Annotated in this window: 19 protein-coding genes; 12 read left to right on the forward strand and 7 right to left on the reverse strand. The window is 61.0% G+C overall.

The window, feature by feature from the left end:
• The first annotated feature begins 389 nt into the window (after positions 1-389).
• From M2401_RS28810 to M2401_RS28825, 4 genes are all read left to right on the forward strand, one after another.
• On the forward strand, positions 390-1,535 hold the full coding sequence (locus M2401_RS28810) for a transporter substrate-binding domain-containing protein (protein ID WP_259109002.1): 1,146 nt from the start codon (positions 390-392) through the stop codon (positions 1,533-1,535).
• Positions 1,532-2,161: an ANTAR domain-containing response regulator gene (locus M2401_RS28815; protein ID WP_259109003.1), complete on the forward strand. Its 630-nt coding sequence runs from the start codon at positions 1,532-1,534 to the stop codon at positions 2,159-2,161. Before M2401_RS28810 ends, M2401_RS28815 begins: the two co-directional genes overlap by 4 nt.
• A gap of 182 nt (positions 2,162-2,343) precedes the next feature.
• The gene (locus M2401_RS28820; RefSeq protein WP_259109005.1) at positions 2,344-3,882 is read left to right on the forward strand and encodes an amidase; all 1,539 of its coding nucleotides are present in this window, start codon (positions 2,344-2,346) and stop codon (positions 3,880-3,882) included.
• Between the two features lie 60 nt (positions 3,883-3,942).
• Positions 3,943-4,521 (forward strand): HupE/UreJ family protein, encoded by a 579-nt coding sequence (locus M2401_RS28825; RefSeq protein WP_259109007.1) that lies wholly within the window; start codon positions 3,943-3,945, stop codon positions 4,519-4,521.
• A 146-nt stretch (positions 4,522-4,667) separates the two neighbouring features.
• Here M2401_RS28825 and M2401_RS28830 read toward each other — a convergent pair whose 3' ends face one another.
• Positions 4,668-5,363: a DUF4214 domain-containing protein gene (locus M2401_RS28830; protein ID WP_259109009.1), complete on the reverse strand. Its 696-nt coding sequence runs from the start codon at positions 5,361-5,363 to the stop codon at positions 4,668-4,670.
• A 170-nt stretch (positions 5,364-5,533) separates the two neighbouring features.
• On the opposite strand from M2401_RS28830, the gene M2401_RS28835 reads away from it, so the two are divergent.
• Positions 5,534-5,965, forward strand: a complete 432-nt coding sequence (locus M2401_RS28835) for a GFA family protein (protein ID WP_259109010.1) — start codon at positions 5,534-5,536, stop codon at positions 5,963-5,965.
• 86 nt (positions 5,966-6,051) lie between these two features.
• Here the strand turns inward: M2401_RS28835 and M2401_RS28840 are convergent, their stop codons facing one another.
• Positions 6,052-7,413: a tetratricopeptide repeat protein gene (locus tag M2401_RS28840; RefSeq protein WP_259109012.1), complete on the reverse strand. Its 1,362-nt coding sequence runs from the start codon at positions 7,411-7,413 to the stop codon at positions 6,052-6,054.
• A gap of 97 nt (positions 7,414-7,510) precedes the next feature.
• Here M2401_RS28840 and M2401_RS28845 point away from each other — a divergent pair, with 97 nt between their 5' ends.
• Positions 7,511-8,425, forward strand: coding sequence for a LysR family transcriptional regulator (locus M2401_RS28845; protein WP_259109014.1), 915 nt, complete (start codon positions 7,511-7,513; stop codon positions 8,423-8,425).
• 9 nt (positions 8,426-8,434) lie between these two features.
• Here M2401_RS28845 and M2401_RS28850 read toward each other — a convergent pair whose 3' ends face one another.
• Entirely contained in the window at positions 8,435-8,878 is a 444-nt protein-coding gene (locus tag M2401_RS28850; RefSeq protein WP_259109017.1) for a helix-turn-helix domain-containing protein, read from the reverse strand.
• Positions 8,879-8,986: 108 nt separating this feature from the next.
• Between M2401_RS28850 and M2401_RS28855 the strand changes: the two genes are divergently transcribed.
• The gene (locus M2401_RS28855) at positions 8,987-10,210 is read left to right on the forward strand and encodes an MFS transporter (protein ID WP_259109019.1); all 1,224 of its coding nucleotides are present in this window, start codon (positions 8,987-8,989) and stop codon (positions 10,208-10,210) included.
• Positions 10,211-10,322: 112 nt separating this feature from the next.
• Here the strand turns inward: M2401_RS28855 and M2401_RS28860 are convergent, their stop codons facing one another.
• Positions 10,323-11,144, reverse strand: coding sequence for an AraC family transcriptional regulator (locus M2401_RS28860; RefSeq protein WP_259109021.1), 822 nt, complete (start codon positions 11,142-11,144; stop codon positions 10,323-10,325).
• Positions 11,145-11,268: 124 nt separating this feature from the next.
• Between M2401_RS28860 and M2401_RS28865 the strand changes: the two genes are divergently transcribed.
• A complete protein-coding gene (locus M2401_RS28865; RefSeq protein WP_259109022.1) occupies positions 11,269-11,997 on the forward strand; it encodes a cysteine hydrolase family protein in 729 nt (242 codons plus the stop codon).
• Positions 11,998-12,120: 123 nt separating this feature from the next.
• Here M2401_RS28865 and M2401_RS28870 read toward each other — a convergent pair whose 3' ends face one another.
• On the reverse strand, positions 12,121-12,984 hold the full coding sequence (locus tag M2401_RS28870) for a LysR family transcriptional regulator (RefSeq protein ID WP_259109024.1): 864 nt from the start codon (positions 12,982-12,984) through the stop codon (positions 12,121-12,123).
• A 70-nt stretch (positions 12,985-13,054) separates the two neighbouring features.
• Here M2401_RS28870 and M2401_RS28875 point away from each other — a divergent pair, with 70 nt between their 5' ends.
• The 3 genes from M2401_RS28875 (at position 13,055) to M2401_RS28885 (ending at position 15,876) form a co-directional block, all read left to right on the forward strand.
• On the forward strand, positions 13,055-13,198 hold the full coding sequence (locus M2401_RS28875; RefSeq protein ID WP_259109025.1) for a hypothetical protein: 144 nt from the start codon (positions 13,055-13,057) through the stop codon (positions 13,196-13,198).
• Positions 13,199-13,211: 13 nt separating this feature from the next.
• On the forward strand, positions 13,212-14,207 hold the full coding sequence (locus M2401_RS28880) for a quinone oxidoreductase (protein ID WP_259109027.1): 996 nt from the start codon (positions 13,212-13,214) through the stop codon (positions 14,205-14,207).
• Between the two features lie 289 nt (positions 14,208-14,496).
• Entirely contained in the window at positions 14,497-15,876 is a 1,380-nt protein-coding gene (locus M2401_RS28885; RefSeq protein WP_259109029.1) for an NAD-dependent succinate-semialdehyde dehydrogenase, read from the forward strand.
• 12 nt (positions 15,877-15,888) lie between these two features.
• Here M2401_RS28885 and M2401_RS28890 read toward each other — a convergent pair whose 3' ends face one another.
• Positions 15,889-16,803: a LysR family transcriptional regulator gene (locus tag M2401_RS28890; protein ID WP_259109030.1), complete on the reverse strand. Its 915-nt coding sequence runs from the start codon at positions 16,801-16,803 to the stop codon at positions 15,889-15,891.
• Positions 16,804-16,831: 28 nt separating this feature from the next.
• The gene (locus M2401_RS28895; protein ID WP_259109032.1) at positions 16,832-17,029 is read right to left on the reverse strand and encodes a DNA-binding protein; all 198 of its coding nucleotides are present in this window, start codon (positions 17,027-17,029) and stop codon (positions 16,832-16,834) included.
• A 296-nt stretch (positions 17,030-17,325) separates the two neighbouring features.
• On the opposite strand from M2401_RS28895, the gene M2401_RS28900 reads away from it, so the two are divergent.
• Entirely contained in the window at positions 17,326-18,327 is a 1,002-nt protein-coding gene (locus M2401_RS28900) for an aliphatic sulfonate ABC transporter substrate-binding protein (protein ID WP_259109033.1), read from the forward strand.
• Positions 18,328-18,330: the final 3 nt, after the last annotated feature.

Here is an 18,330-nt window from a genome sequence, read left to right on the forward strand (position 1 = left end):
CGGTGTATCAGGTGTGTCGCGTCGAGGCCTTCGCGGGCAAGCCTCGCTCCCACAAGGACCAAGTCGGTCAGCCAACGGCTATTTGTCCCCCGCGCTTATACGGCGCATGCGCCACTTGGCCCGCAAAATGCTTCCACTGCTGGCATATCCCCGCAGGATGTCTTGCCCTACGCCCTTCTCCGGCAGGTAGGGAAGATCCTCGCAAGACTGGCCGCGACAGCGTTGTCGTTCCAGACCAGGCGCAAACAGCCTCGATTGCCCTCGACCCGACGGCATGGCCCCATCCATTACTCCCGACCTGCGGCACCGCGGCCTCTTGCTGCGGTGCGCGGTACGGTATTGGCGACAGCGCAAGACGCAGTTTGGCCGATTTGCATAAGGCTCAAGGTATGGCTAATCAAGCAATCAGAATTGGTGGACTGTTTTCCGACTCCGGTATTACCGCCGCCTCGGAACGCTCCATGTTACGCGGAACACAATTTGCCATTGAGCAAGTCAATGCCGAGGGCGGCGTCAATGGCCGGCCCTTTGAATTGATCGTGCGTAATACCGAATCCACACCTGCGCTCTATGCCATGCATGTCGAATCATTGATTCGTGAGCAAGGCCTGAAGTTCTTCCTCGGTTGCTATACCTCCAGTACCCGCAAGGCGGCGATTCCCGTATTGGAGCGCTATGACGCGCTGTTGTTGTACCCGGTGTTCTACGAAGGCTTCGAATATTCACGCAATGTGATTTATACCGGAGGTACGCAAAACCATAACACCGTGCCTTTGGCCCGCTACATGCTCGAACATTACGGCAATCGGGTGCTGATGATCGGCTCGGAATATGTCTACCCCTATGAAACCAATCGCCTGATGAGCGACCTGCTGTACGAGCACGGCGGCACCAAGCTGGGCGAGTATTACCTGCCGCTGAGCGCCGGCCCCCATGACTTTGACAAGTTGATCGAAAAGGCCCGCCAGCTGCAGCCTTCGTTCATTTTCGCCACTGTGGTCGGGCGCAGCATGAATCACCTATACCGCGCCTATGCCGAGGCCGATCTGGACCCGGCGCGCATGCCGATTGCCAGCCTGGTCACCACGGAAACCGATATCCAGGAGATGGGGCCGGAGCTGGCCATGGGGCATATTTCCGCCGCCAGTTATTTCCAGTCGGTGGACACCCCCCTCAACCGCCGTGTCATTGCCGAGTATCGCGAGCGCTTCGGCCAGCATCAGGTCACCGACCGCTGCTGGGAGTCGGCCTATTTCCAGGTCCATCTGTTGGCCAAGGCTCTGCGCCAGGCCCAGGGCGAGGATGTCGAAGATGTACTGCAGGCCATGCGCGGGCTGGAGCTGGATGCCCCGCAAGGGCGGGTGCGGGTCGATCCGGACAATCATCACACCGCACTGTTTTCCCGTATCGGCCGGGTCAACCGCGACGGCCAGTTCGACCTGCTGCGTGAAAGCCGCCAGGCCATCAAGCCCGACCCTTATGCCATCGCCCCTGGCCTGAACGACTGGTCCAGCACGCCGGAGAGCCAGCCATGACCCTGCGTGCCGCGAAGAAGCGCTATCGCCCGGAGAGCAGCGGCGGCATCAAGGACTTGCGCGAGATCAGCGTGCTGGTCCTGCACCCCGATGACGAAGACGGGCGCAACCTGATCGCCCAGCTCAAGCGCATCGGCTGCCAGGTGCGGGTGCAGTGGCCAATTCCGGAGCGCCTGCCCGGCGAGGTCGAGGTGATTGTCCTGGCCGTATCGCCGGAGAGCCTGGCGACCAACACACCCTGGCTGTTCCAGAACGGCACGCCGCCGATCATCCCGGTGATTGCCTACGAGAACCCGATCATTGTCGAAGCCCTGTTGCAGCTCAATGCCAGCGCAGTAATCCCCTCGCCGGTCAAGTCGTTCGGCCTGCTGGCGGCCCTGGCGATCACCCTGAACCAGTCGCGCAAGGCCCGGGAACGGGAGAAACACGTCAAGCGCCTGGAAGGCCGGATGGCGGTGATGCGCACGGTGCAGCAGGCGAAAATCATCCTGATCGAAACCAAGGGTATGTCCGAAATAGACGCCTATAACGCTCTGCGTGACCAGGCCATGGCCAAGCGTGAACCGGTGGAGAAAATCGCCGAGGCCCTGGTCAAGGCCCATGAACTGTTCCAGCAAACCAGTTAACGACAGCCTGTGCGCTGTCGCCTGAAGGCGGCAGCCTTTCTGCGCGGAAGTTGCCATACGCCCGTCTTCGGCAGGTATGGAGCACCGCGTAGCGACCGGCGTGGACAACGGCGTCCTCCGGAAAACGACAACGCCCTCCCCTTTGTTGGGCGCCCGTCATCATTTTCTAACGGAGAAACACCATGTCCATTCCACGTCCCGTCAAAACCGACATCCTGCTGGCCGCCCAGGACCACGGCTACACCCTGGATGACGCCGAGGTCGAAGCCTTCCTGCGCCTGTCCGACGGTGCCTTGAACAGCTATGACAGCGTTGATGCGCTTTACCAGAGCCATATCGCCAAAGTGGCGCCACAGCGGGAGTTTTCCCGCCCCGAAGCCAAGGACAACAGCCACCGCGCCTGGTACGTGCAGACCCAAATCAAAGGCAGCGGTCAGGGTCCCCTGGCGGGCAAGACCGTGGTCATCAAGGACAACGTCTCGGTCGCCGGCGTACCCATGGCCAACGGCTCCATGAGCATCGACGGCTATGTGCCCAGCGAAGACGCCACGGTGGTCAAGCGCCTGCTGGCGGCGGGCGCGACCATTGTCGGCAAATCCGTATGTGAAGACCTGTGCTTCTCCGGCGCCAGTTTCACTTCGGCGTCCGGCGCAGTGCTCAACCCCTGGGACAAGACCCGCAATGCCGGGGGGTCCTCCAGTGGCAGCGCGGTGCTGGTAGCCACGGGCGAAGCGGACCTCGCCATAGGCGGCGACCAGGGCGGTTCGATCCGCATGCCTTCGGCCTGGAGCGGCATTGTCGGGCACAAGCCGACCTACAGCCTGGTGCCCTACACCGGCGGTTTCCCCATCGAACGCACCATTGACCACCTCGGCCCCATGGGCCGCAGCGTGAAAGAAGTGGCGGTGATGCTCGACGTGCTGGCCGGGGCCGATGGCCTGGACCCACGGCAGAAAAAAGTCCCGGAACACACCGACACCGTCTCGACCCTGCATCTGGGCGTGGCCGGCCTGAAGATCGGCCTGCTCAAGGAAGGCTTCAACGTGCCCGGCGTCTCCCAGGAAGCGGTGGACGCACTGGTCAAGGCCGGGGCGGCGAAACTTGAAAGCCTGGGCGCCAGCGTCGGCGAAGCCAGCGCACCCTGGCACAGCGGCGTGGCCATGGACCTGTGGAATGTCATCGCCACGGACGGCGCTGCTTACCAAATGCTGCAAGGCAACGGCTACGGCATGAACTTCGACGGCTACTACGATCCGGACATCATGGCCTGGTTCGGCAAAAACCGGATCAAGCATGCCAACCAGCTCTCCGCTACCGTGCGCTCGGTGGCCCTGACCGGTCACTACAGCCTGAAGAACCTCTACGGTGCCTACTACGCCAAGGCGCGCATGCTGGTGGCCGAGCTGACTCGCCAGTACGACGAAGCGCTCAAGCAATACGACGTGCTGATCATGCCGACCATCCCCTTCGTCGCCACGCCCCTGACCGCCGCTGATGCGCCTATCGAAGAATACTTCGTCAGCGCCCTGGACATGCTCAGCAACACTGCGCCGTTCGACCTCTCCGGCCACCCAGCGACATCGGTACCGGCAGGCCTGGCCGACGGCCTGCCGGTGGGTCTGATGATTGTCGCTGCGCGTTTCAACGATGCGCTGGGCCTGCGCGTTGCCGCTGCCTTTGAGCAAGTGCGTGGCCCGTTTGGTTTGCCCAAGCAAGGCTGATTGAACAGTGGGGCATCGACGGGATGCCCCACTCCACCACACCATTGAAGGAGTACCCGAATGCAACAAAGACTCTGGAAAGTCGGCCTGAGCGCCGCGCTGTGCATATTGCCCGGCCTGGCCCTGGCCCACCCCGGCCACGATGAATCAGGCCTGCTCGCGGGGATCAGCCACCCGCTAAGCGGCCTCGATCACCTGCTGGCGATGGTTGCCGTCGGGCTGTGGGCGGCCCAGCAACAAGGTGCCCGCCGCTGGCAACTACCGCTGACATTTCTCGCCAGCATGCTGCTGGGGGGCCTGCTGGGTTTTGCCGGTTGGTCGTTGCCTGGGGTCGAGTCGGGCATCGCCGCCTCGGTCCTGGCCTTCGGCCTGATCGTGATGATCGGCGCGCGCCTGCCCGCCCTTGTGGCCTTGGGGACTACCGCAGTATTTGGTATCTGCCATGGTATTGCCCACGGTATGGAACTGCCTGAGATGAACAGCCCGTGGGCCTACGCCGCAGGCTTTCTGCTGGCAACTGCGGTCCTGCATGGCGCAGGTTATGCCGTGCTGCGCCTGTTGCCGAAAAGCAGCGTGGCGATCGCTCGTTGGGCGGGTGGGGTTTGTGCAGTGTTCGGGATCGGGTTGCTGGTGGGTTGAGGCAGTGAACTCTGTGGGAGCGAATTCATTCGCGACGACGGCATTCCAGGCAATGAAAATATAGTGACTGTACTAGCCCCTTCGCGGATGAATCCGCTCCCACAGTCCTCTCTCACAGTCCTCTTCCACAGAGTTATCTGGCTCGCTTACAAAATCAAACCACCATTTGCCGCCGTGGCAGCCGACAGATCCTGCGCCCCCACTACTTGCACTGCCGAGTCATCAACGGCAGTGAAAGTGCCTCCGCTGTCCTGCAAGGCATCGGTCAGGATGAACGTCTGTCCGGGCGCTGTGGTGGTATGGGTCACGCTGGCAACGGTATTGGCCAGAGCCGCCGCGCCTGTTGCGGTGGCCAGTGACGCAGGCGTGGCATCCACGCTGCTGAGGAAGGTACGCGCGGCAGCCGCCGCCGTGGCACCCGAGTAACCGGCGATCTCGGCACTGGTGTCCAGTTGCGCAGTAAAGGCCTTGGCCGCTGTCAGCTTATTGGCCACTGCCGTGGCATCGCCAGCGCCGGCCGAGCTCTGAATCTGATAGGCGGCCTGGGCCTGAGTCACCGCGCCAGCATCGATCTGCGCCACCCAGAAAGCCAATCCGGCGGACTCAGGGCTGCGGTTGAACAACGACAGATAAATCGACGACACTTTCTGCGCCGTAGTGGTACCGGCAAACAGCACCTGGGATTCGGTTGACGCGGAAAACCCGGCGACGATCCCGGCCACGCTGCCACCGGAGGCATCGATATTGGCCGCCCAATACGCCAGGCCTACCGGGTCGGCCGGGCGACCGAAATAGGCGATATAAAGCTGCTGGACCTGATCGAAATACGTCGAAGCCGCCATCGATTGAACACTCCACTCTACGGACAAATTGCTTGAAAAAATGCGCTGCCCCGCTGGCAACAGGCTAGCAATGGCAGATTAGCACACCACCCAAAAGGCCCAAGCGTGGGACGCCGAACGGACAGGCTGTTCATAAAAGCGATGGGACTGAACGGATCACGAGGCCAGAAATGAACAAAGACATCAGCGAAATCGACGGCAGTTGCCATTGCGGTGGCGTGCGCTTCCATGTGCGCCTGGCCGACGGTCTGCACAGCGCCCGCCGCTGTGACTGCTCCTACTGCCGCATGCGCGGCGCGGTGGTGGTCAGTGCGCGACTCGAAGACTTTCAGATTACCGCCGGGGCCGAGCTTCTGACGCTGTATGAATTTCATACCCGCACGGCCAAACATTATTTCTGCTCACGCTGCGGGATCTACACCCACCATCAACGGCGCTCCGACCCGCAACTCTACGGGATCAATGCGGCGTGCCTGGAGGGGGTCAGTCCGTTTGATTTTGCCGAAGTACCGGTGAATGACGGGACGGTGCACCCTTCTGACCATCCGGACCGCAAAGGGGATGGGGTGATTGGGGTATTGAGGTTTGTGCCAAAGGCTTGATCAGCCGCTGAAAATCGTAGGAGCCTGCGTGCCGGCTCCTACAAGTCCTCATGCCAAATCAGCTGACTGCACCCTGTTTCAGGTTATCAATCAGGCTCGCTATTCAAGCCCTGTCCTTGTTGATCCATCTGTTCCAACTCGCTGCGCGCCGCCGCGTGGTTTTGCCTGGCCGCCAGGGTCAGCCAGCGCCGGGCCTGATCATAATTGGCGTCCACACCTAAACCATATCGATACAAATAACCCAACCGGTACTGTGCAGCGATCTTGCCCTGCTGCGCCGCCAATCGATACAGACGTGCCGCCTCGGAATAATTGCGGACGACTCCCTCTCCCGACTCGTACAACCAGGCGAGTTGCATCTGACCTTCCTTGTTGTTCACGTCAGCGGCCTTTTTGAACCAGGTATACGCCTGGAAATCATCACGCGGGACTTCAGCGCCAATCTTGTAGAGGGAAGCCAGCTTGAGCATCGCCTGCTCGTTCCCCTGATTTGCAGAAAGGCTCAGATATTTGATTGCCTGTCCGATATCCGGCGGCCCGGCGCGCTCATCTCGATACTTCTGGCCCAGATTGTACTGGGCATCGGCATCGCCCTGCTCCGCTGCGAGCCGATACCACTGCATCGCCAGAGGGAGATCCTGACGCACACCGATACCGAACTCGTAGAATCGACCGACATTATTTTGTGCAACTTTCCAGTTCTGCCTGGCGGCGGACTGGAACAAGTCCATGGCCGCGCTCAAATCCTTGGGCATGCCAAACCCATTTTCATAGTTGAGGGCAAGATTGCTTTGTGCCGGAGCATTGCCCTGATCGGCGGCAAGACGCAGCCAACGGTTACTTGCAGCGTAGCTCTGCTCTACCCCCATGCCCGCGCCATAACAAATACCCAGTATACCCTGCGCCTCTGCCAGACCTTGTTTGGCCGCCAACTCAAACAGTCTTGCGGCTTCACGCGGATCCCTGGGCACGCCTTTACCGCTCAATAACAGACTTCCCAGCGCATACTGGCCCTCGGCATCGCCCTGGGCTGCGGCTTGCTGGTAAAGCCATATGGCGTGCTGCATATCCTTCTCGACGCCATCGCCCAGCTCGTACTTGAGCCCCAGGCGCGCCTGTGCACGCGCATAGCCATGTTCATCAGGCAGCTTGAGTTTTAAAGCGGGCACGGGGCCAATGGGCTTGTCAGGCGTAAGCGAATCCTGCGATTCAGCCTGGACAAAGAGGGCGAATACGCAAAGCAAAAACATCAACGATAGAGATGAGAGGCGCACGTTCGATCCTTGTGTGCGGAGTTCGTAATACGATCCATGTAGTCCTGATAGTGCCAGCGAAAACATAGCAATCAAGTGGCCACTATGATCGCTGCTTTTCCGATTTCTGTCTTGCCTCACATCGGTGGCGCATTCGGCAGGCGTCGCGGACGCTGGAAAACTAATGAGCAGCATTCATCAGTTCATGCCAAATAGTGCAATTATCAGCTGCCATCGTTATGTTCTAGCATCACAGGCCCCCGCCATACCATCGGCCGTATCGAGGAACCCCATGCAACTCAACCGCGCCAATCTGGTGGATATCGTGTATTTCCTCGCCATTGCCCGTCAGAAAAGCTTCAGCCGGGCCGGGTTGGAAGTCGGTATCAGTGCTTCGGCCTTGAGCCACGCCATGAAAGGCCTGGAAGCCCGGCTGGGTGTACGCCTGCTCAACCGCACCACCCGCAGCGTTACCCTGACCGCCGCGGGTGAGGAGCTGCAAAGCCTGATCAGCAGCCCGCTCAACGAGATCGGCCAGGCTCTGGAGGCCCTTAACCGCCTGCGGGACGAACCCGCCGGGCGCATTCGTCTGAATGCCCTCAGCGATGGCGCGGCCTTGATTCTGGGGCCGGTGCTGCCGGTATTTGTCGAGCGCTACCCCGGTATCGAAATCGATCTGACCGTCAGCAATCGCATGATCGATGTAATCGGTGATGGCCACGATGCCGGAATCCGCTTCGGCGGCACGGTGCCGGAGGACATGATCGCCCAACGGCTGTCTCCGGATATCCGCTGGGCCGTGGTCGGCACGCCGGAGTACTTACAGCGTTTCGGCACGCCACAGCATCCCGAGGAATTGAAACGACACCGCTGTCTGCGCATCCGCCTGGGCAATGCACGGATGTACAACTGGGAGTTCGAGAAGGACGGCGAGCAACTGGAGATTGATGTCCCCGGTGCTATCACCATCGACGAAAGCCGCATCGGCCTGGAACTGGCCTGCCGGGGTGCGGGCCTGATGTACGTGCCGGAGCCGGTGGTGACGCAACTGATCGCCGACGGCACGTTGCAGGCGGTACTGACAGACTGGGCCAGCACCGATCCCGGCTTTCACATCTACTATTCCAGCTTCCGTCAGGTGCCCGTGGGCCTGCGCCTGTTGATTGAGCTGATCCGCGAATTACAGCCCCTTGGCCAACTGCCCTGATATTGACGGTCAAGGTTTCTGCACCTGCGTCTCCCCCGCCGCAACCACCCTGCCCTCTGCCGTTACCGGCTGCATCAATCCCAGCGGCTGGCCGCTGTGCGTCTCGACCAGTTGCGAGCGCGCTTCACCGGGCTGGAACAGGTAGCGCTCACCCCATTGCCGCAACGCCACCACCAGCGGGAACAGGCTCTCGCCCTGCGGCGTGAGCTGGTACTCCTGATAGGCCGTGCCATCCGAGGCCGGTGCCACCGCAAGAATCCCCGCGTCGACCAAACGTTTGAGGCGGTCGGCCAGGACACTGCGAGCCACACCCAAACCCTGCTGAAAATCGCCGAAGCGCCGAGTGCCGTCGAAGGCATCGCGCACGATCAACAACGACCAGCGATCACCGATCAAATCGAGGGAACGCGCCACCGGGCAGGTTTCGCCGTGGGCGGGTTGATGCTTGGCCATAAGGACTCCTTTTGCTGTGGGCACAGTGTACATCCAGTTTCAATTAAAGACTGGTTACCCTAGAATAAAACAAGTCTTGATTTGAAACCGGATTGCGGAGCGTCGCCAATGCCCTTCGACATAACCTTGACCGCCACCCTCCCCGGCGCGCGCTTGCCCCGCGCTCTGGTCGCCCTGTTTGCCTGTGCCTGCGGCTTGAGCGTGGCCAACGTGTATTACGCGCAACCGCTGCTGGATGCCCTGGCCGCGGAGTTCGCCATTGGCCCGGGCGCTGCGGGCGCAATCGTCACCGCGACACAACTCGGCAGTGCCATGGCGTTGTTGCTGCTGGTGCCGCTGGGCGATCAACTCAATCGGCGGCACCTGATCCTCATGCAGACAATCGCCCTGATCAGCAGCCTGCTCTGGGTCAGCCTGGCCCAAGACACTGTCACCCTGCTGATCGGCATGCTCATCGTAGGCCTGTTGGGCACAGCCATGACCCAGGGCCTGATTGCCTACGCCGCGACCTGTGCCTCGTCCGAAGAGCGCGGCCAGGTGGTGGGCACGGTGCAGGGTGGTGTCTTCATGGGGCTGTTACTGGCACGGCTGTTCGCCGGATTTATCAGCGATCTGGCGGGTTGGCGCGGGGTGTATCTGACATCGGCGCTGATGATGGCCGTGTTGGCCGTCATGCTCTGGCGAGTGCTGCCCGATCAGCGCCCCTCGGCGCGGCCCCTGCCCTACCCGCAACTGATTCTGTCGATGTTCAGCCTGCTGCGCGAGGAACCTGTATTGCAAGTGCGTGGCCTGCTCGCGCTGTTGATGTTTGCGGTGTTCAGCATCTTCTGGAGTGCCCTGGTCTTCCCCCTGAGCACCCCGCCTTATGCACTGTCCCACACGGCTATTGGCACTTTTGGCCTGGTCGGCGTGGTCGGTGCGCTGGCGGCGGCCCGTGCCGGGCGCTGGGCGGATCGCGGATTGGGACAATGGGTCACTGGCCTGGCCCTGTTACTGCTGGCGCTGTCCTGGCTGCCCCTGTGGTTCACCCTTCACTCCATGGCCTGGCTGGTGCTGGGCATCATCGCCCTGGACCTTGCCGGACAGGCCATTCATGTCACCAACCAGAGCATGATCCTGCACGCCCGACCCGATGCCCAGAGCCGGGTGATTGGCGGCTACATGCTGTTCTATGCCGCAGGCAGCGGATTGGGGGCGGTTGCGTCCACGGCGACCTATGCAGCGTTTGGCTGGTCGGGCGTGTGTTTGTTGGGGATGGGTGTCAGTTTGATCGCGCTATTGTTTTGGGCCGCAACTTTGCGATATCAAACACAAAGTAACCAGCTGAGATAAAGAACACTTTTGTGGGAGCGAATTCATTCGCGAAAGCGGTATTTCAGACGATACAAGTGCATTGGATGTACCGGCCTATTCGCGAATGAATTCGCTCCCACAGGGTCTTTTCTCAGCCCTGCCGCTTAAGCCACTCCCCCGGCGGCAGGCCCATTTCCTGGGTGAAAGCCCGGCTCAGCGCCGCTTGTGAGCCATAGCCCACCGAAGCGGCGACTATCTTCAGTTTCACCCCCTGCTTCATAAGGTCCCGGGCCAGTTTCATGCGCCAGGCGGTCAGGTAGGCAATCGGCGATACCCCCACCACTTTGAGAAACTGCGCCGAGAATTTCGTGCGCGACATACAGGCCAGCTCTGCCAGTTGCCTGAGGTTCCAGTCCTGCTCGGGGCTCAGGTGAATGGCGTTGATGGCCTTGCCCAGTTGCGGATCGACAATTGCACTCAGGCCACCTTTGGCGATCATGCCCTCGCTGAGCGCCCGTCTTACCAGCACGATGAGGACGTATTCGAACAGCACGCCAAGGCCCTTGCGATGCCCGGCGTCCTTGCCGCGGTACTCCGCCAGCAGGGCATTGATCACCGGCAGCAATGCGTCGCCGTCGAGCAACGGGAAGACCAGGGTATCGGTCACGCCCAAGGGAAAGGAGCGGGCCATGCTGACGCCGAACTCGAAGGTCGCGCAGATGATCTCGGCACCTTCATCGCGATTGGGCTCCAGCTTGTAGCGGCAGGTACTCGGGCAGAGCAGCACTGTGGGGCCGTCGAGGGCGATGGAGGGATGGCCCCGACGCACCAGATCAAGGCCGCCGCGCTCAACGATATGGATAAATGCGGTGCCGTCCGGCTTGTTGATATCCAGGGTGTCGAACACCGTGCCGGCATAGAACAGCCGACCGGTCATCTGGATTCGATCGAAAAACTCGGAAAGCGCGTCCATTGAGTCTCTTCAGGTAAAAAACGCGGACGTCAGGTCAAAACCCGTGCGGCGCGAAGGGGCAGGATAAACCCACTTGCAGGCAGTCGCGCCGGCAAGAGGTTATGCCAATCCGAGGAGCCTCACAATGAGCACTGAATCGAGCAACCCGCGCCCTGCATCGCCCTACTACGAAGACCCGGCCAACCCTGCCCTGGGTGCCACCGGCCTGCAACTGGACCTGTCCCGCGCAGCGCTGGTGGTGATTGATCCGCAGATCGACTTCCTCAGCCCCGAAGGCGTGACCTGGCCCCTGGTTGGCGACAGCGTCACCGAAAACGGCGTGGTCGGCCACCTGGGCCAATTGTTCGAAGCGGCGAAGAAAGCCGGGATCACCGTCGCCGTTTCACCGCACTATTACTACCCCTGCGATCACGAATGGGAACATGGCGGACCGCTGGAAAAGACCATGCATGAAATCGGCATGTTCGACCGCAAGTCGCCCCTGAGCCTTGAGGGCTTCGAAAACTCCGGCGCCGACTTCATGCCGCAGTACAAACCGTTCATTCTCGACGGCAAGACCATCATCTGCTCGCCCCACAAGGTCTACGGCCCGCAGACCAACGACCTGACGCTGCAGTTGCGCAAGAAAGGCGTGTCTCAGGTGATACTCGCCGGCATGGCCGCCAACCTCTGCGTCGAGTCGCACCTGCGCGACCTGGTGGAACAGGGTTTTGAAGTCATCGTCGTGCGCGACGCCACCGCCGCACCGCGTATCCCTGAAGGCGATGGCTACCTGGCCGCGCTTATCAACTACCGCTTTATTGCCAATGCACTGTGGACCACTGAGCAGGTGATCGAGAAGCTCAAAGGCTGATCCCTGTCACAGCGCTGTCGTGCGGCAAACACCTGACTTGCAGGACCGGCTATAGCCGGTTCTACAGAATCGCGTTCCAATTCAAAAAGTCGCGTTGTGTTTGACAGGGCCCGTGTGCATCACTCAATACCGCAACAATGGCTCTTGCTGCACGCACTCCACCAGAAAATCCATCACTGCCTTCACCGATGGCGAGCGGCGCAGGTCCGGGTAGGCCGTCAGCCAGATATCCCTGACCGGTGCTTCGCTGTCCACCGGCAGGCGCTGCAATGCCGGGTCGTTGTCACCGACGAGAGTCGGCAACACCACAGCTCCCACGCCGAACCGCGCAGCCATCTGTTGCGAGGGGATATCGCCTGCGCAAAATACCACCGGCCTATGTCGTCTGATCTGATGCAGCCACTGCTGTTGCGGCAGTTGATCGCGGCCTTCGTCGTAGCCGATGAAGGTCCACTGCTCGGCAGGACGCGCCTTGAATGCTTCACTCCCATACAAGGCAAAGCGCACGGCGCCGATCTTCCTACGCACCAGCGCTTCTTCCTCGGGGCGCAGGGTGCGCAGGGCGATGTCGGCTTCGCCTTTGTCCAGCGATGCCAGGGATAACGACGGCAACAGGACTACATTCAACTTGGGATGCTGCTCGCGCAAGGCGCTGATGCGCGGGGCGATGCAATGGATGGCCATGGACGGCGGCGCACTGACCCGCACGGTACCGGCCACCTCGATGGACGCGAGGCGCGACATCTGTGCGATCTCCGTGGAGATCCCCGCCATGGCCCCGGCGATCCGCGCCAGTGCCCGGCCGTCCGCCGTCAGGGGCCGGCTGCGGGGCAAGCGGTCGACCAGGCGCAGGCCAAGGGATTTTTCCAGCGCGTCGAGGCGACGGCCCACCGTGGCGTGCTCGACCTGTAGTTCCCTGGCAGCAGCCGACAGGGACTGGGTGCGGGCCAGTACGGTAAAGAAATACAGATCCTGCCAGTCAAACATCGGGTTATTTCCGATCAGATATAGGGAATTTTTCGGGAGTTCTCGAACCGTACGCCAGGTTTTACCATGAATGACACTGCTGCTGGCCTTCACCTGCGTGCTGCGCGCGGCCATTGCAGTCGGCACACCAGTGGAGTTTCCTGGCGACAGCGCCGGCTCTCTGAGCACCCTGCCCTTTGTTCTGAACCTGCCTATGAGCGCCATCAGCCTATGAGAGTCATTACCCCATGAAAGCCATCACCATCCAAACCTATGGCGGCCCGGACGTCGTGCAGATTCGCACCGACATGCCCAGGCCCACCGTCAGCCCCGGCCATGTTGTAGTCAAGGTCGCCTGCGCCGGGATCAACTTCATGGATGTGCATACTCGCCAAGGCAAGTACGCCACCTCCGTCACTTATCCAGTGCGCCTGCCCTGCACCCTGGGCATGGAAGGCTCCGGCGAGATCGTCGCAGTCGCTGAAGGCGTCGAGCATCTGGCTCTTGGCGACCGGGTCGCCTGGTGCATCGCCTGGGGCAGTTACGCCGAATACGCCAGTATCCCGGCGGCACGGGTGGCAAAAATTCCCGACGCCATCCCGTTCGATATGGCCGCGGCGGCCATCTTCCAGGGTGCCACGGCACACTATCTGGTCGAGGATATCGCCCGCCTGCACGAAGGCAGCACCTGCCTGATTCACGCCGCTTCCGGGAGCATTGGTCAGTTACTGGTACAGATGGCCAAGCGTCGCGGCGCCCGGGTCTTCGCAACCGCCAGCACCCCGGAAAAATGTGCGATTGCCCGGCAACGCGGCGCCGATCAGGCCATGTCTTATGACGGTTTTGCCGAACGTATTCACGAGGCCACACAGGGCGTGGGCGTCGATGTGGTATTCGACTCCCTCGGCAAAAGCACCCTGCGCGAGAGTTTCCGCGCCTGTCGCACCCGTGGCCTGATCGTCAACTACGGCAATGTCTCAGGCTCCATTACCGACCTGGACCCCATCGAGCTGGGCGAAGCCGGTTCACTGTTTCTCACCCGACCACGCCTGGCCGATCACATGAGCGATGGCCCCACCGTGCAACGCCGTGCCGATGCGGTATTTGCAGCGATTCTCGAAGGCTCCTTGAGCATCGAGATCGAAGGGCATTACACGATGGACGAGGTGCAGGACATCCATGCCCGCATCGAAGCCCGGCAACAGATCGGCAAATCGGTGATGCGCATCAACACCACTGACTGACGCCTCCACCGGCAGTAATCCGGCACCACAGACAACCACGGGCGCCCGTCGCTAGTGGCGCTTGTATGCGCGTGCGTGGTTGTGATGCCTGGGACAGACAGACCCGTGTAGGAGCGCCTTTAGCCACGAGGGCCTCCTCCCGGCTAAAGCCGGTCCTACATCTGCAACCTCATCGGATTAGGCAAGCCCCGCAGATAAACCGGCATTCGCCGCAATGACCATCGGCCTTACCTTGAATGCACCCGGCGCGACTTCCTCGCGCCAAGGTTTATCCTCTGGAGATCACGCCATGCTCATTGTCTATAACCCCGCCGATGGCAGCGAAGTGGGTCGTGTTGCACAAAGCGACGCTGACGCCGTTCGCAGCGCCGTGGAACGCACCTGCGCCGCTTTTCCTGAATGGTCAGGGAAACTGGCCAAGGAACGCAGTGACATCCTTCGCCGCTGGCACGACAGCGTCAAGGCCGACAAGGAAGCCTTCGCCGAACTCATGGTCAAGGAAAACGGCAAATGCCTGACCGAAGCCCGTGGCGAAATCGACTATGGCCTGGGCTTTATCGAGTGGTACGCCGAAGAAGCCAAGCGCGTCTACGGCGATACTATTCCGACCCACGACAAGAATGCCCAGGTGATGGTCACCAAGGAGCCCATCGGCCCGGTGGCGGCAATCACGCCGTGGAACTTCCCGTTCATGATGATCACCCGCAAGGTCGCCACGGCCCTGGCGGCGGGCTGCACCATGATCATCAAACCCGCCGAAGACACGCCGCTGACTGCCTTCAAACTGCTGGAACATGCACGAAAAGCCGGCATTCCCGAAGGCGTACTGGAAATGCTGGTCGGCGATCCAAAAGAGATCGGCGTGATCCTCACCGCCGAGCCGCGCATCCGCAAAATCTCCTTCACCGGCTCGACCAACGTCGGCAAGTTGCTGGCCGCCCAATGCGCCCAGACCATCAAGAAAATGACCATGGAACTGGGCGGCAACGCGCCCTTTATCGTGTTCGACGACGCCAATCTGGATGAAGCGGTCAAGGGCCTGGTCGGCGCCAAACTGCGCAACTCCGGGCAGGTGTGTATCTCGCCTAACCGCATCTTTGTGCAGCAGAGCATCCTCGAACCTTTCCTCGCCAAGGTGAAGGCCGCCGTCGAAGCCATCGATGTCGATCAGGGCCTGCGCGCCGATTTCGTGGTCGGGCCGATGGTCAACAAGATGGGCTTCGACAAGGTCGTCAGCCTGGTGGAACAGGCCAAGGCGGCCGGGGCCAAAGTGCTGCTGGGCGGCAAGCCCCACGCCAAGGGCGGGCTGTTTTACGAGCCGACGATTCTGACTGGCCTGAGCGACGATTCGCCTCTGGCGCAGAACGAAATCTTCGGCCCGGTGTTCGCCATCTACCCCTTCGCCAGCGAAGAGGAGGCCATCGAACGCGCCAACCAAACCGAGTTCGGCCTTGTCGCCTATGCCTATACCAGCGCCCTGGGACGCTCATTGCGCCTGTCCAGGCAGTTGGAAGCAGGCATGGTGATTCTCAACTCGGGCTCGGTCGGTACTGTGTCAATTCCCTTTGGCGGCATCAAGCAGTCCGGCTACGGGCGCGAGGGCAGCTACTACGGCATCGAGGAGTATGTGCATGTGAAATACGTGCTGCTGGCAGGGGCGCAGTTGTAGCGCGGGCTGTTTTCAGCCCTGCTGGAAACATTCCTGAATCGCAGCCTTGGCCTCGATCATCGGGGCCTCGGTCAGCTCCTGGGTGCGCCAGCCCAGTTCGATGGGATAACGGCGCATCTGCAGCGGACAGGCCAGCACCTGCAGGCCGCTGATCCGGGCGATGGCTTCGGCGGCATGATCGGGAATGGTGGCAATGGCGCGGGTGCCCTTGAGCAAATAGGGCAATGCGGCAAAGTGAGTGGTCGAGGCCACCACTTTGCGCTTGAGGCCCAAGGGCGCCAGCGCCTCATCGACCATGCCGATAAAGCCGCCGGAAGACACCAGTATCTGATCGTGCTCGACGAATTGGCCTACATCGAAAGTCGCCGGGTCCAATTGCAATTGCTCGGGATCGACCAGGCAACTGTAGCCACCCTCCCCCAGCAACTCGCGGCTCAGGGTACGGCTGGAAAGGCCACCGGAAGACACCGCCAGGTCGATACTGCGACTGAGCAACGCTTCGCCGATGATCTGACTGTGACTCTGGCGAAAGATCACCCGCAGTTGCGGCGCACGCCGGGCGATGGCATCGAGCAAGCGGCGGCCGATGGCAATCTCAAAATCATCCGACAGGCCGATGGTCACCGAACGCCCGTAGAAACTGGTGGGCATGGGCGAGGCCATGCTCAGGGTCTGCCGGCATTTATCCAGGGCTTCGGAGACCACCGGCTTGAGCTGATTGGCCAGCAAGGTCGGGGTCAGGCCGCGGCCGGTGCGCAGGAACAACTGATCGTCATACAGCACCCGCAACCGCGCCAGCGCCGCACTTACCGCCGACTGCGTTACGCCCAACAGAATCGCCGCACGGCTGGCGCTGCCCTCATCGTGCAACGCCTCGAAGACCTTGAGCAGATTGAGGTCGGTGTTGGCGATATTCATGGGATTCATATCCAGGGAGGCGATGTGAGGCTAGGTACTATAGCGAAATGACTGAGTGCAGATCATCTGCGCCCAGGCTTTCCTCGGGCTGCGCGGCGCTATCGTCAGGTGTTCTTGCAATACAGGCTTGCTCGAATTCGCGCAGGGTCGCGTCATCAATCGCTCCGACGTCCCGCAGCGCCCGGGCGGACTCGTATACGGATTGCAGTACGTGGCTTTTGAATTTTTCACTCATGAGTGATCTCCAAAAAATTTACCCATCTACATTTCTCTGATCTCGTGCAAGGCAGTAAGAGCCACCCGGCGGCGTTCCTGACACACCGCATCAACCCTGCTCGCCAACCACTTGGCTCCTGCCGCACCGCGTCGAGCCGTGCCGTCCATCAACCGCATATTTTAAACCGCCGCGAAGCTCAATCAGGCATACCCTAATACCTAAAGGTTATTTATTTCCTTCCCGTTAGATCATTTAGCCTGCACCTCTTACCTGATCTTTCGACATAGCCGATAAAAAAACCAAGGAACGCCTGCATGCACGCCCATCCATTATTGCTGTTGCTCAAGCGCTGGACCCGCCCTCTGATCACTGCGACCCTGCTTTCGGGCGCCTTGGCCAGCGCGACTCAAGTGCAGGCGGCGGATCCGGCCGAAGTCCATCTGGACTACGCCTATTACTCCCCCACCAGCCTGGTGCTCAAGCACTTTGGCTGGCTGGAACAGGCCCTGCCCCAGACCAAGGTCAGCTGGGTATTGAGCCAGGGCAGTAATCGCTCACTGGAATACCTCAACAGTTCCAGTATCGACTTCGCTTCGACCGCCGGGCTTGCGGCCGTGCTGAGCCGTGCCAACGGCAGCCCGATCAAGACGGTGTATATCGCCAGCCGCCCGGAATGGACCGCGCTTGCCGTCGCCAAGGACTCGCCGATCAAGACAGTGGCCGACCTCAAGGGCAAGAAAATTGCCGCCACCAAAGGCACTGATCCTTACCTCTTCACCCTGCGCGCCCTGCAACAGGCCGGTTTGACCAAAGATGACGTCGAACTGGTGCACCTGCAGCATCCTGATGGTCGCGTCGCGCTGGAGAAAGGCGATGTCGACGCCTGGGCCGGGCTCGACCCGCACCTGGCCGCCAGTCAGGTGCAGGCCGGTTCGCGCCTGCTGTACCGCAATGTCGATTTCAACAGCTATGGCGTGCTGAGCGTTACCGACGCCTATGCCAAGGCCCAGCCACACACCATCGAGACCGTGCTCAAGGCCTACGAGAAAGCCCGAGCGTGGGCACGCCAGAACCCGGACGAGTTGGCCAAACTGCTCGCCACTGAATCGGGCCTGCCCCTGGAAGTGGCCAAGTTGCAATTGTCGCGCACCGATTTCAGCAATGCTCAACCGGGCGCCGAACACATTGCCGCACTGAAAGCTGCCGCGCCGATTCTCGTGTCCGAGGGGCTGGTGCGCAAAGGCGTGGACGTCAACCAGGTGGTTGATCAGTTGATCGATCCGCAGTTCAGCGCTGCCGTTATCGGGAAAAACTGAAGG

The organism is Pseudomonas sp. JUb42, from assembly GCF_024807945.1.
In the GTDB taxonomy this organism is placed as follows: Bacteria; Pseudomonadota; Gammaproteobacteria; order Pseudomonadales; family Pseudomonadaceae; genus Aquipseudomonas.